Source organism: Anoxybacillus mongoliensis (assembly GCF_014201515.1).
Classification (GTDB): Bacteria; Bacillota; Bacilli; order Bacillales; family Anoxybacillaceae; genus Anoxybacillus; species Anoxybacillus mongoliensis.
On sequence record NZ_JACHEQ010000002.1, the window covers coordinates 54501 to 67201 of the forward strand.

At 41.3% G+C, this 12701-nt stretch carries 14 protein-coding genes; 3 read left to right on the plus strand and 11 right to left on the minus strand.

Annotation, left to right across the window (positions count from 1 at the left end; all coding sequences use genetic code 11):
• The first annotated feature begins 57 nt into the window (after nucleotides 1-57).
• Nucleotides 58-312 (plus strand): DUF2624 domain-containing protein, encoded by a 255-nt coding sequence (locus tag HNR43_RS14250; RefSeq protein ID WP_055440993.1) that lies wholly within the window; start codon nucleotides 58-60, stop codon nucleotides 310-312.
• A 23-nt stretch (nucleotides 313-335) separates the two neighbouring features.
• Here HNR43_RS14250 and HNR43_RS02295 read toward each other — a convergent pair whose 3' ends face one another.
• Nucleotides 336-1223, minus strand: a complete 888-nt coding sequence (locus HNR43_RS02295) for a deoxyribonuclease IV (protein ID WP_183240902.1) — start codon at nucleotides 1221-1223, stop codon at nucleotides 336-338.
• Between the two features lie 13 nt (nucleotides 1224-1236).
• Nucleotides 1237-2517, minus strand: a complete 1281-nt coding sequence (locus HNR43_RS02300) for a DEAD/DEAH box helicase (RefSeq protein ID WP_183240905.1) — start codon at nucleotides 2515-2517, stop codon at nucleotides 1237-1239.
• Between the two features lie 157 nt (nucleotides 2518-2674).
• Between HNR43_RS02300 and vrrA the strand changes: the two genes are divergently transcribed.
• Nucleotides 2675-3136, plus strand: coding sequence for a VrrA/YqfQ family protein (gene vrrA / locus HNR43_RS02305; protein WP_183240907.1), 462 nt, complete (start codon nucleotides 2675-2677; stop codon nucleotides 3134-3136).
• Between the two features lie 68 nt (nucleotides 3137-3204).
• Nucleotides 3205-4152: a 4-hydroxy-3-methylbut-2-enyl diphosphate reductase gene (locus tag HNR43_RS02310; RefSeq protein WP_183240909.1), complete on the plus strand. Its 948-nt coding sequence runs from the start codon at nucleotides 3205-3207 to the stop codon at nucleotides 4150-4152.
• A gap of 9 nt (nucleotides 4153-4161) precedes the next feature.
• Here HNR43_RS02310 and HNR43_RS02315 read toward each other — a convergent pair whose 3' ends face one another.
• The 9 genes from HNR43_RS02315 to recO form a co-directional block, all read right to left on the minus strand.
• Nucleotides 4162-5280, minus strand: coding sequence for a Nif3-like dinuclear metal center hexameric protein (locus tag HNR43_RS02315; RefSeq protein ID WP_183240911.1), 1119 nt, complete (start codon nucleotides 5278-5280; stop codon nucleotides 4162-4164).
• Entirely contained in the window at nucleotides 5277-5987 is a 711-nt protein-coding gene (locus tag HNR43_RS02320) for a tRNA (adenine(22)-N(1))-methyltransferase (protein ID WP_221248142.1), read from the minus strand. Before HNR43_RS02320 ends, HNR43_RS02315 begins: the two co-directional genes overlap by 4 nt.
• 84 nt (nucleotides 5988-6071) lie before the next feature.
• Nucleotides 6072-6434: a cytochrome c550 gene (gene cccA / locus HNR43_RS02325; RefSeq protein ID WP_183240913.1), complete on the minus strand. Its 363-nt coding sequence runs from the start codon at nucleotides 6432-6434 to the stop codon at nucleotides 6072-6074.
• Nucleotides 6435-6543: 109 nt separating this feature from the next.
• On the minus strand, nucleotides 6544-7080 hold the full coding sequence (locus HNR43_RS02330; protein WP_183240916.1) for a hypothetical protein: 537 nt from the start codon (nucleotides 7078-7080) through the stop codon (nucleotides 6544-6546).
• A 74-nt stretch (nucleotides 7081-7154) separates the two neighbouring features.
• On the minus strand, nucleotides 7155-8273 hold the full coding sequence (gene rpoD / locus HNR43_RS02335) for an RNA polymerase sigma factor RpoD (protein WP_055441002.1): 1119 nt from the start codon (nucleotides 8271-8273) through the stop codon (nucleotides 7155-7157).
• On the minus strand, nucleotides 8266-10077 hold the full coding sequence (gene dnaG, locus HNR43_RS02340) for a DNA primase (protein WP_183240918.1): 1812 nt from the start codon (nucleotides 10075-10077) through the stop codon (nucleotides 8266-8268). The genes rpoD and dnaG overlap by 8 nt, the downstream gene beginning before the upstream one ends.
• A gap of 305 nt (nucleotides 10078-10382) precedes the next feature.
• Complete coding sequence (locus HNR43_RS02345) at nucleotides 10383-11189, minus strand: pyruvate, water dikinase regulatory protein (RefSeq protein WP_183240921.1); 807 nt, start codon at nucleotides 11187-11189, stop codon at nucleotides 10383-10385.
• 12 nt (nucleotides 11190-11201) lie between these two features.
• Nucleotides 11202-11831, minus strand: coding sequence for a transcriptional regulator CcpN (gene ccpN, locus HNR43_RS02350; protein ID WP_082180317.1), 630 nt, complete (start codon nucleotides 11829-11831; stop codon nucleotides 11202-11204).
• Between the two features lie 91 nt (nucleotides 11832-11922).
• Nucleotides 11923-12684: a DNA repair protein RecO gene (gene recO / locus HNR43_RS02355; RefSeq protein ID WP_183240923.1), complete on the minus strand. Its 762-nt coding sequence runs from the start codon at nucleotides 12682-12684 to the stop codon at nucleotides 11923-11925.
• Nucleotides 12685-12701: the final 17 nt, after the last annotated feature.

Consider the following 12701-nt stretch of genomic DNA (forward strand, 5'->3'; position numbering starts at 1 on the left):
TATATCATTGCACATCTTCCTTTTGTTGTTCATATCGTAAACAAGGAGGGATGTGACGTGAACGTATATCATAAAATCGTTCAACATAAAATGAAATCCATCACCGCAAACGAGTTAATGACGTATGCAAAAGAATATAACGTTTCGCTTTCTCCAAAAGATGCGGAAACGATTATTCAAATGATGCGCGAAAAGACGATTGATGTGTTTAATGAACAAGCAAGAAAAAACTGGATTCGCGAACTCGCCCATCGCACATCACCACAACTCGCTAAACAAGCCAACGATTTCATTCGCCAATTTATACAGTAAGAAGGCTGCCTACAGACAGCCTTCTACTTAACCATTTTTTCGCGAACGTCCGGATCAAACTGTTGTGCACGCAACATGGCAATTTCAAATTTATATGGTGGCTTCGCAGATGCTTTCTCACCGACATATGGCGTTTCTAAAATCTTCGGCACATGCATAAGCTGCGGATGATGCACAATATAATTTAGCGCATCAAAACCGATATGACCGAAACCGATATTTTCATGACGGTCTTTACGGCTACCACACGGATTTTTACTATCATTAATATGCAATACTTTAAGACGGTCAAGCCCAATGACACGATCGAATTCATCTAATACTCCATCGAAATCATGAACAATATCGTACCCTGCATCGTGCGTATGACACGTATCAAAGCAGACAGACAACTTATCGTTATGTGTCACACCGTCAATGATTTTCGCTAACTCCTCAAAACGACTTCCACATTCCGATCCTTTTCCTGCCATCGTTTCTAACGCAACTTGTACTTGTTGGTCAGCTGTAATCACTTCATTTAATCCTTCAATAATTTTTTCAATCCCTGCTTCAATACCTGCGCCAACATGCGCCCCTGGATGAAGAACAAGCTGCTTAGCACCAATTGCTTCTGTTCGTTCAATTTCTGAACGTAAAAAAGAAACACCTAGAGAAAATGTATCAGCGTTCATTGTATTGCCGATATTAATAATGTACGGAGCATGTACAATGATTTCATCAATCCCATGTTTTTTCATATGGGCAAGCCCTTCATCAATGTTTAGTTCTTCGATTGGTTTCCGTCTCGTATTTTGTGGCGCTCCTGTATAAATCATAAACGTATTTGCCCCATACGATACCGCTTCTTTACTCGCAGCTAGCAGCATCTCTTTTCCGCTCATCGATACGTGTGAACCAATTTTTAACACTTTCTTCTCTCCCTTATTTCTTTTTCGCTCTTTGCTTTTGTAGCTGTTCTCGCAATTTTTTCTTATATCCTGGCTTCACTTTCTTTTGTTTTTTCGCTATTTTTTCAACGAGTTGCTCAACTTCATCAACTTTTTTCTCTTTCTTCCGTCCATTCCATGCATCAAGCTCAATCCATTCACCGTCGCGCAAATCACGATGAGAAAAATGAATTCCTTTCTTTTCTAACTTAACCAACGCATGCTGATCTGATAACTCATAAATCGTTGTAGCAATGCCGGCATAACCTGCACGTCCTGTTCGACCAGTGCGATGAACATAAAAATCGAGGTCTGATGGCAATTCATAGTTGATGACGTGACTAACTCCTTCGATATCAATTCCACGCGCCGCTAAATCTGTTGCAACAATATATTGAAATTGCAAATCACGAATCGCTTTCATCATTTTTTTTCGTTCACGTGGTGATAAATCTCCGTGTAACACGCCTACTTTTAATCCTTTGTCAATTAAGCCGTTCGCTACTTCGTCAGCCGTTTTTCTTGTATTGACAAACACAAGCGCTAAATATGGATTGTAGCTAACTAATATGTCATGTAAAAGCTGTAAACGGTCGCGATGACGAAGCGGGATTAAAATGTGTTCAATCGTTGACGCTACGACTTGTTTTGGTGCGATATGAATATGAGTCGGATGTTCCATATACTTTTTCAAAAACGGCTTTAACTTCTCTGGGATCGTTGCAGAAAAAACAAGCATTTGTAAATCTTCAGGCATACGACCTGCGACGCGATCAACATCCGCAATAAACCCCATATCAAGCATGACATCCGCTTCGTCAACGACGAGCATTCGGGCTGTATGGACAAATAATGCCTGTTCGCGAACGAGATCATCAATGCGCCCCGGTGTACCAATGACAAGATGAGGCTGTGTTTTTAGTTTTTCAATCGATCGTAACTTATCCGTTCCGCCAACAAAACATCGGGCTGTAATGCGATGATCATTCGGACAAAATTTTGTGATTTTTAATACCTCATGATAAATTTGTGTTGCCAATTCACGCGTCGGTGCAGTAATTACCGCTTGTACTTCGTCTACACGTGGATCAATACGCTGAATAATTGGCAATAAATAAGCATGTGTCTTCCCTGTTCCTGTTTGCGACTGGCCGATAACGCTTTCGCCACGCAACACAGCAGGAATGACACGCTCTTGAATAGGTGTCGGCTTATGAAACTTTAAATGTTGAATCGCCTCTATGATAAACGGATGAAACGGAAAACGTTCAAACATCGTTTCTCATCCCCTTTCTCATTCAATAAAAAAATAGACCAATTACATATTATATACGAACATAGACCGTTCATTCAACTATATGAGCTTTCTTGCATATCGTAATATAGATAAAATCAGCAAAAAGCTTTACCATGTTAGGAAAGGAGGAACTTCATTGCGACGTCCATTTATGTTTCCATCTTCCCGTCCACCGATGCCACCTATGTGGCAACAACCAATGATGCGACAAGCACAAGGGGGCATGTTTTCACGATTGTTCGGGAGCCATCTTCCTACACAAGCATTTGGTGCTGGTGGGGCATTGCCGAGCATTGATTCGATGTTAACAAATGTACAAAAAATGTTAAACATGGTCCAAACGATTACACCGATGGTACAACAATACGGCCCACTCATTAAAAGCGTGCCCTCGATGATGCGGATTTTTCGTGAATTAAAACAAACTGACAACACAAACGAAACAACTGAAACCGCAAATGCAACAAGTGCAGCAACAACCGAAAAACAAATTGAACAGCAACCATCGAAAAAACAACGTCCCGTTCCAATAACAAGAGAACGAAAACAAGAGAAAACGCATGGTAAAGGAAAATCTATTCCAAAACTATATATTTAACTTTTGTATGTTCGCTCCTTCTTTTATATAATGAATACGACAAACACGCTAAGAAGGAGCGATCCATGATGGAAGTCATTAAAATTACGCCGCGCGGATATTGTTACGGAGTCGTTGATGCGATGGTTATCGCCCGCAACGCCGCGCTCGATCCAACGTTACCAAGACCGATCTACATTTTAGGCATGATCGTTCATAATAAACATGTAACCGATGCATTCGCTGAAGAAGGAATTATTACCCTCGACGGCCCGAATCGACTTGAAATTTTAGAAAGTATCGATCATGGTACAGTCATTTTTACTGCCCATGGTGTTTCACCTGAGGTGAAACAGCGCGCAAGAGAAAAAGGACTTGTTACAATTGATGCCACATGCCCTGATGTCACTAAAACACACGATTTAATTCGCGAAAAGGTAGCGAACGGCTATGAAGTCATTTACATCGGAAAAAAAGGACATCCTGAGCCTGAAGGGGCAGTTGGCGTTGCACCACACGCTGTTCATTTAATTGAAAAACCTGAAGATGTAGAACAACTGAATATTCAAGCGAAACATATTATTGTGACAAACCAGACGACAATGAGCCAATGGGACGTGGCACATATTATGGAAAAAGTAAAAGAAAAATATCCGCACGTCGAAATGCACCGTGAAATTTGCTTAGCGACACAAGTAAGGCAAGAAGCCGTTGCTGAACAAGCAAAAGAAGCAGATGTAACGATCGTTGTCGGTGATCCAAGAAGTAATAATTCCAATCGACTCGCACAAGTATCTGAAGAAATTGCCGGAACGAAAGCATATCGTGTTGCAGACGTGACTGAAATCGACATCGAATGGATTAAAGACGCCAAAAAAGTCGCAGTGACTGCCGGCGCATCCACACCAACACCCATTACAAAAGAAGTCATCGACTTTTTAGAGCAGTTTGATCCGAACAATCCTGAAACATGGAAGCGTGAACGAAAAGTACCACTTAAAAAAATTTTACCAAAAGTAAAAAAAAGAGGCGAATAAGCCTCTTTTTTATATGAACGTAAACGGCTCTGTGTTCGTTTGTGACACGTATATATCGACATCGAATTTTTGTTGTGCACACATCGTTTTTAACACGTGCGCAACCCCTTCTTTCATCACCTTTTCGACATGATGCCCCGGGTCAACGACATTTAAACCGAGCATCAACGCATCATGCGCGACATGATAATATAAGTCACCCGTTACGTACACATCCGCACCACTCATTTTTACTTCGTGAATATATTTATTTCCGTCACCGCCAATGACTGCAACTTTACGAACACGACTTGTTAATTCCCCAACGACTCGAACAGCCGGTACACGCAATGCCTGTTTGACATGTTCTGCAAATTGTTGTAACGTCATTTCTTCGCTTAACGCCCCAATTCGTCCAAGCCCATATGTTTCTCCTTTATTTTCAAGTGGATATATATCATACGCCACTTCTTCATACGGATGTGCTTGTAACATCGCTTGAATGACTTTTCGTTGCAAACGTGCGGGGACGATCGTTTCGATGCGTACTTCTTCTACTGTTTCTAACTTCCCTTGTTGACCAATAAACGGATTTGCTCCTTCTTCTGGTAAAAATGTACCGATTCCTTCGCTATTGAATGTACAATGGCTATAGTTTCCGATATGTCCTGCACCGGCATCGCCAATGGCTTTTCTCACCGCATCGGCATGTGTGAGCGGCACATATACAACAAGCTTCTTCATCGATTCTTCATACGTCGGTACAAGAACGTCAACGTTTTGCAATTGCAACGCTTCAGCGAGCCAATCGTTTACCCCGCCCTTAGCTATATCTAAATTCGTATGAGCAGCATAAATGGCTATATTATGTTTAATACATTTCTCGATCATGCGTCCATACGGCTGATCGGTAACAATATGTTTGAGCGGACGAAAGATCGGTGGATGATGCGCAACAATTAAATCAATTTCATGCGCAATTGCTTCATCGACAACATGTTCTAATACGTCTAACGTAATCATGACGCGGCGAATCGGCTTGTTTAACGTACCGATTTGTAAACCGATTTTATCCCCTTCCATCGCTAAATGTTTGGGAGCAAACTGTTCAAACAGTTGGATGATTTCATATCCGTTTGGCGTTTTCATCGTTTCAAAGCCTCCTCTACCATCTGCAACGTATCAACAAATTGTTGTTTCTTTTTCATTGCCTCTTCCGTTTTCGCATGTTCCAATTGTTCAATCACATCGCTCAAATGTTTCATTTCCAACGTCCATTTTTTTTCAAATGCTTCATTTCTTTCTTTCAATAAAAATGGACCGAGCAGCAATTCCACCTGAAGTTGCGTGTACGGACGATAAGGATCACCACGTTCTGCAACAAGTACCTCATATATTTGTCCATCTTCTTCTAAAATGCGTTCGTCAATAAGTTCCCACTCGTTATTTAATAGCCATTGTCGTACGATATGTGCGCCGACATTAGGCTGTAAAATAAGACGTTTCACGTTTTCCAATTTTTCTTTTCCATTTTCCAAAATATTCGAAATAAGCGTTCCTCCCATTCCAGCTATTGTTATACAATCTACTTCATTGGGCATTACAACTTGTAGTCCATCCCCTTTTCGAACGGAAATGACATGAGAAAGCCCGCTCTTTTCGACTTGTTGCTTTGCTGAGCGAAACGGTCCATCTGCCACTTCTCCGGCAATCGCTTTTGTTATGTATCCGTGCAAATACGCATAGCATGGTAAATAAGCATGGTCTGAGCCGATATCTGCTAGTACGCTTCCTTTTGGAATGAATGAGGCAACTGTTTGTAACCGTTTAGATAGTTGTAATTCGTTCACAATCATCACCACACTTTTTTCTTCAGTTTATCATGTTTTATAAGAAACGAAAAATCCCTTCACCGAAGTAAAGGGATCTTTCTTCTCCGTTTATTTTAATTCAGAAAGCCATTTTGCCATTTCTTCTGCTTGATCCGCAGGAACTAATCCAGCCGGCATGCTTCCACGACCGTTTGTTATTACTTCTTTAATTTGGTCAACAGATAGACGATCACCGACACCTTTTAATGACGGACCAACGCCACCTTCATAGTTCGCGCCGTGACATGCTACACAGCTTTTTTTGTAAATGTCTTCTGGACCCGCAGCAGCTGTTTCTTCTGTCTTCGCGCCGCCTTCTTTCTCTTTAGCAACTTCTTTCATATCTCCGAGGCCTTTCACAGACAGAAAGAAAATGAGACCAATTCCCATCACCATAATGAGTGCAAATGGGATTAACGGATTGCGATTCATACTTTACCCTCCCTTATGTAATAAAGCATGTTTTTCAAAATGAAAACGTTACAAACAATTTTATTGTACTTTAAATTCCCATAAAGGAAAAGCCCTGTATGTAAATTTTTTAAATGAAAAATGAAGAAAAAAGAAGAATGATGCCGACAACGCCAGAAATGATGAAATACATAAGCGAAAAACGCCAACCAATCAATAGCCAAACAAAACAATTACACATAACTGTTATCGCCAATGCGCTCATATTTCCTGAAAAGTACACATCGCATGCACGAATGGAAAGAAGAAGAAGCGACAAAGCGCCTACAATTAGGGCGATATGGGTAAGCATTCTATGTTGTGCAAAAAAACGCACGGTCATTAAACAAATTATGACAAAAAGTGACAAAATGAGCGTTTGCAAAACGAACGACAATTCAGTAAAATAAATGACAAGAAGAGCACAAGGTAAAAAGATGCCGATCAAAATCATCGTAAAACGAACGGCCCATGTCGGAACTTGCTTCGTTGGTTGATCAACATCGTCGTTATGATTCCCTTCGGTATACAACGCAAGCAAAAAGTCACAATATTGTTCCGGCAACAATCGCGTTTGTTTCCAATATTTAATTTCGTTAATAATAATTTCTTTTCGTTTTTGTTCCATTGAATACGCATTCCTTCCTAAATAAAGAAATAGCTTACTTCCATTGTAAGAAGTAAACTATTTCTTGTAAACGGTTATTCTAAAAAGTCTTTTAAACGTTTACTTCGGCTTGGGTGACGAAGTTTCCGCAACGCTTTTGCTTCAATTTGACGAATGCGTTCACGCGTCACACCGAACACTTTTCCGACTTCTTCAAGCGTTCGTGTACGGCCGTCGTCAAGACCGAAGCGAAGACGAAGGACATTTTCTTCTCGATCTGTTAGCGTATCTAACACGTCTTCAAGCTGTTCTTTCAACAGTTCATACGCCGCATGTTCGGCTGGAGATGTCGCATCTTGGTCTTCAATAAAATCACCTAAATGCGAATCATCTTCTTCACCGATCGGTGTTTCAAGTGACACAGGCTCTTGGGCAATTTTTAAAATTTCACGCACCTTTTCCGGCGTCAAATCCATCTCTTCTGCAATTTCTTCCGGAGATGGCTCGCGACCGAGATCTTGTAAAAGCTGACGCTGAACGCGAATAAGTTTGTTAATCGTTTCAACCATGTGAACAGGAATGCGAATCGTACGTGCCTGGTCAGCAATCGCACGCGTAATCGCTTGGCGAATCCACCATGTTGCATATGTGCTAAATTTATATCCTTTGCGGTAATCGAACTTTTCGACTGCTTTAATTAAGCCCATATTGCCTTCTTGAATCAAGTCAAGAAAAAGCATGCCACGACCAACGTAACGCTTTGCAATGCTAACAACAAGGCGAAGGTTCGCTTCAGCAAGTCGCCGCTTCGCTTCTTCGTCACCTTGTTCGATCCGTTTCGCTAACTCAATTTCTTCTTCTGCTGACAATAATGGAACGCGACCAATTTCTTTTAAATACATACGAACAGGGTCGTTAATTTTTACACCTGGTGGAACACTTAAATCGTTTAAGTCGAACTCTTCGTCTTTTAAATCATCGAAGTCCGGATCATCTAAATCCGCATCATCTAAGTCGGATTCTGCAACGACTTCGATGCCTTGCTCATTTAAATATTCATAATATTCGTCCATTTGATCAGAATCAAGGTCAAACGGAGATAATCGTTCAGCGATTTCTTCATAGGTAAGAACACCACGTTTTTTACCTAGTTCAACTAATTGCTCTTTCACTTGTTCTAACGTTAAATCGGAATGTGTTGACTTTTCAGCCATTTATTCCCCTCCTTCCAAAATGCAAAGACTTTCGCATCGCGATAATTTCGCTAGCAATGCGTTTGGCGCGTTCATAGTCTTTTTGGCGTTCAGCTTCGCGCAACTGTGCTTCTTTTTGCTTAAGCAACTGTTCTTTCGGATAATTGAGCACGCATTGAATATAATCTTGTAACTCCGCTGATGAAATATCTTCATTCATCGGCATCATCGACAATTCGGTCACAATGCGTTTTAATTGTGGGTCATGAATGCGCTCAAGCAACGAGCTTACATCGGGTTCGTGTCCTTCTTCGTAAAATGCATATAAATAAGCGACAATAGCGCGATGTTCCTCGATGTTAAATGCGCCTTCGATCGTCTCTTGCACAGTTAATGCGATCGCTTTATCACGTAACATATGAGCAATTAACATCCGCTCTGCTTTTTGAAAAGCAGGTAACAATTTCGCCTTTGCAGGTAGAATGACTGTCTCGCGGCGCTCATGTTTCCGTTCCGTTTGTTGCTTTTTCCCATGGAGCGTCATTTGTTCACGTAACGCATCCATAGAGATCGAAAACTCATCCGCTAGTTGTCGCAAATAATAGTCAGCTTCAATAGCATTCGATAAGCGACTAATTTCTTTGACTGCGTCTTCAATGTAACGAAGTCGCTCGCTTTCATTTTGTAAATGACGCCCACGCTTCAAATATTCTAGCTTAAATGCAGTAAGCGACAAGCTTGCATCAAGCACATGATGGCGAAAGCGGTCGGCACCATATTTTCGCACATATTCATCAGGATCGAGCCCATCTGGTATCATCGCCACTTTGACATAACAGCCAGCCTCCGTAAGCGTCTCCGAAGCTCTGAGCGCGGCATCGATTCCGGCTCGATCGCCATCGTAACAAACGATGACAGATGAAGCGTTTCGCCGTAACATGCGCGCCTGTTCTTCTGATAAAGCTGTTCCCATCGTTGCTACCGCGTGGGAAATGCCAGCTTGCACAGCAGCAATGACATCCGCAAAACCTTCAAACAACACCACTTGCTGTTTTTGGCGCATCGGCACGCGCGCCTCATGAAAGTGATATAAAATATTCCGTTTGTTGAAAATAGGTGTTTCAGGACTATTCAAGTACTTGGGATCTTCGTTCCCGAGCGCTCTCCCCGAAAACGCGACCGTTTCCCCATGATGATTATGGATCGGGAACATAATGCGATGACGAAAACGATCAAAATATGAGTCCTCTCCTGATTTTCTTACGATTAATCCCGCTCGTTCCATCAGAGGAAGCGAAAAACCTTTGTTTGTTAAAAATGTAACAGCCGCATTCCAAGATGGCAAAGCGTAGCCAATTTCAAACTGTTCGATGATTTCTCGCGTAAATCCTCGATGAAGTAAGTAGCTTAATGCTTCCTCTCCCTCATTTGTATGCATAAGCAAATGATGATAAAACTTTTTTAGCAACTCATGCGCAGCAATCATTACTGATGTTTCTGTCTGCTCGGCGGTCGAATGATCAGCAATGTGCGACAAATCCACATTTGCCCGCGGTGCCAGTCGTTTTACTGCATCTATGAATGTAATTCCTTCGATGTCCATCAAAAACGAAAACACATTTCCGCCTGCTCCACAACCGAAACAGTGGTAAATTTGCTTTTCTGGTGAAACAGAAAAAGAAGGTGTTTTCTCTCCGTGGAAAGGACATAAGCCAAAATAGTTGCGTCCTCGTTTTTTTAGCGAGACATATTGTTGGATGATGTCCACAATATCGACTGAGCGACGAATGTGCTCAACCGTTTCTTCAGGAATGCGTTGTCCCATATTTCAACAGCTCCAAACATATTTCGACAAAACGTGTGGCTTTGATCCAATTACTTTGTATGTTTTTATTCTCCATTGCGCGAAACAATCCTTCTTTTTGAGAAAAAAATATTGTCGAAAATCCCGATGCATTGTCACTTGACAATTAGCTATAAATAGTTTATTCGTCCTATGTTCAGTCTAAACCTGTTTTATCACAATTTTTTATTATAATATAAAAAACGTTAGTTGGCTATACAAATGCACAAACGTTTTTATGGAAAAGGAAAAGCACATATCACTTGTTGTGATTGTGCTTCGTTTGGTTATTTCTCTCTTTTGCGCATAATATTCATAATGACATTCGCTGTTTCTTCGACCGCTTTATTTGTCACATCAATGACTTCACAACCAATTTTTTTTACAACCCCATCAAAATATTGCAATTCTTCTTTAATTCGGTCAATGTTTGCGTAAATGGCGCGGTCATCTAAACCGAGCGATTTCAACCGCTCCCGACGAATCTCATTTAACTTCTCTGGACTAATTTTTAGACCGAAACATTTTTCAGGCGGCACTTGAAACAATTCTTCTGGCGGATCGACTTCCGGAACGATCGGCACGTTAGCGACTTTAAAACGTTTATGAGCTAAGTATTGCGATAGCGGTGTTTTCGACGTGCGCGATACCCCGATTAAAACGATATCGGCTCGTAAAATGCCACGAGGGTCACGTCCATCATCGTACTTTACTGCAAATTCGATCGCTTCAATTTTTCGGAAATAGTCTTCATCTAACACGCGAATGGGGCCCGGTTCGCAACGTGGTGCCATTTGAAATAGTTGCTCCATTTGTTCAATGAGCGGTCCAATAATATCGTACACAGGAACTCCTTCACGTGCTGCCTCAGCTAATAAAAATCGCCGCATTTCCGGTATAACTAATGTAAAAACGATAATACCTCGGTTCATTTTTGCTAACGCGACAACTTCCGATAGCGTTTCAACATCTTCTACATACGGAACACGACGAAATTGAACGAGCGCCCCTTGGAACTGACTCGCCGCCGCTTTAACAACGAGTTCGGCCGTCTCTCCTGCTGAATCGGATACGACGTATACGATTTGACTCATATTTTTCCCCCTTTAAAGCACGTCTTCTTTTGCTAACGCGACAAGCACCTTTGTCATATTCGTTTTTGTAATACGCCCGATGACTTCATAACCTTTGTCCACTTTTTTGACGACTGGCATCGCATCGATTTGCTTTTCAATTAGCTTTTGGGCGACGTCAATAAGTAAATCATCTTTTTCACAGAACGTAATATTTGGCATTCGCGTCATAATGATATTGACAGGAATGGATGTTAATTCTTGTTTTCCGATGCTGGCGCGCAGCAAATCTTTTCGGGATAGCACACCGACAAGCAGCGACTCCTCATCCACAACAAACAACGTGCCGACATCTTCTAAAAACATCGTAACAATCGCATCATAGACGCTCATGTTTTCATGAATGACAACCGGAATGGACTGATAATCGCTCACTTTAATTTTTCTAATTTTATCAGCAAGCAGTTGCGTTCCTGTTTTTCCTGTATAAAAATAACCAACACGAGGTCTCGCTTCTAAATACCCTGCCATCGTCAAAATCGCTAAATCCGGTCGTAACGTCGCACGTGTTAAGTTGAGCTTTTCAGCGATATGTTCCCCTGTAATCGGTCCGTGATCTTTGACGATTTGCAAAATTTGTTCTTGACGTTTATTAAGTTCGATTGTCGCTCACCACCTTACAATAGGCTACACTATAAGACCATATTATAATTCATCTTCGCATTTTGCAAACAAAAGTGGGAAGCGGACAACATTATATTTGTCCGCCTTCACCTTTTAACGTATGCAACTGCTGTAAAAAACGTTTCGTTCTCAGCGAAAGACCCGAATATTCATCGTAATAAGCTGAAATAATCGTTTGTAGTTGTTGTTTCGTTTCCTGCTTGACAGCGATTTGACCGATGCGGGACAAATCTACGTAGTAAAAAAGACGAAGTAATTTTAAAACCGATGGGGTCATCGGAATGCGATGTGGATCATGCTCAAAACAACGGTGACACAAAAAACCTCCTTGTGCAATCGAAAAAGCAAACGTTCCTTCTTTCTCTCCACAAACTGCACAGCCGTCTAACTTCGGATATAATCCGAATGCTGGAAGTAGCTTCATTTCATATATGTACGTCAACACTTCTGCATCAAGTCCTTCATTCATATACGTGAGCGTTTGTAAAAGAAGCTCAAATAAATATGGATTCGGACGTCTATCTTCCGTTGCTTTATCTGTCAATTCAACAACATACGAGGCGTATGCTGTTAAAAAAATGTCTTCACGTATATGGCGCATCGTTGAAAGCAATTCTCCTTGTTGTAAACTTCCAACACCGCGACTTTTTTGAATCAAATAAATGCCGTATGTAAACATTTGCGTAACAGAAGAAAGGCGGCTGCTCGGCTTTTTCGCACCTCGTGCCATCGCAGCGACCTTTCCCCATTCGCGTGTAAATATTGTAACGATTTTATTCGTCTCTCCATAGTCAATCGTCCGAATAACAATTCCTTCACATTTTTCAAACATATAACATAACCTTCCGA

Excerpts from the sequence above, each read along its gene's own strand:
- HNR43_RS02300 (WP_183240905.1), bottom strand. The coding sequence starts at position 2,517 with ATGTTTGAACGTTTTCCGTTTCATCCGTTTATCATAGAGGCGATTCAA.
- HNR43_RS02310 (WP_183240909.1), top strand. The coding sequence starts at position 3,205 with ATGGAAGTCATTAAAATTACGCCGCGCGGATATTGTTACGGAGTCGTT.
- HNR43_RS02315 (WP_183240911.1), bottom strand. The coding sequence starts at position 5,280 with ATGAAAACGCCAAACGGATATGAAATCATCCAACTGTTTGAACAGTTT.
- HNR43_RS02320 (WP_221248142.1), bottom strand. The coding sequence starts at position 5,987 with ATGATTGTGAACGAATTACAACTATCTAAACGGTTACAAACAGTTGCC.
- cccA (WP_183240913.1), bottom strand. The coding sequence starts at position 6,434 with ATGAATCGCAATCCGTTAATCCCATTTGCACTCATTATGGTGATGGGA.
- HNR43_RS02330 (WP_183240916.1), bottom strand. The coding sequence starts at position 7,080 with ATGGAACAAAAACGAAAAGAAATTATTATTAACGAAATTAAATATTGG.
- rpoD (WP_055441002.1), bottom strand. The coding sequence starts at position 8,273 with ATGGCTGAAAAGTCAACACATTCCGATTTAACGTTAGAACAAGTGAAA.
- dnaG (WP_183240918.1), bottom strand. The coding sequence starts at position 10,077 with ATGGGACAACGCATTCCTGAAGAAACGGTTGAGCACATTCGTCGCTCA.
- HNR43_RS02345 (WP_183240921.1), bottom strand. The coding sequence starts at position 11,189 with ATGAGTCAAATCGTATACGTCGTATCCGATTCAGCAGGAGAGACGGCC.
- recO (WP_183240923.1), bottom strand. The coding sequence starts at position 12,684 with ATGTTTGAAAAATGTGAAGGAATTGTTATTCGGACGATTGACTATGGA.